The sequence below is a fragment of the Streptomyces sp. H27-D2 genome (assembly GCF_035828615.1).
Classification (GTDB): Bacteria; Actinomycetota; Actinomycetes; order Streptomycetales; family Streptomycetaceae; genus Streptomyces.
The window spans coordinates 1-383 of record NZ_JAYMZR010000172.1 but is presented as its reverse complement, the minus strand read 5'-3'; the positions used below and the strand labels follow the sequence as shown (position 1 = coordinate 383).

Annotated in this window: 1 protein-coding gene; it reads left to right on the top strand. The window is 77.8% G+C overall.

Annotated elements, in window-relative coordinates; translation table 11 throughout:
• Positions 1-383: substrate-binding domain-containing protein (locus tag QMK28_RS33285; protein ID WP_326443426.1), on the top strand; the 383-nt coding region annotated here is incomplete at both ends.

Sequence of the window (383 nt, the reverse complement as noted above, 5' to 3'; positions counted from 1 at the left end):
TGGCGCGGGCCCGGCCGCACGGCCACCCCCCGGCACCGGCGGGAGGGCCCCCGCCCCGCCCTCGCGGCGCACGGCTGCGCCGAGGGCGCGGAGCGGCTGACCCTGCACGGCCTGTACGACCGCGCCTCCGGCTATGACGCGACACTCGAACTGCTGCGCCGCGAGCCGTCGTTGACGGCCGTCATCGCCGCCAACGACACGATCGCGCTGGGCGTCTGCGCGGCACTGCGCGACCAGGGCCTGCGCATTCCGCAGGACGTGTCCGTCGCGGGCTACGACGACCTGCCCTTCAGCGCGGACGCCGTCCCCGCCCTGACCACCGTCCGGCTGCCGCTGTACGAGGCGGGAGCGCGGGCCGGCCGGCTGGCCATGGGCCGCGAGAC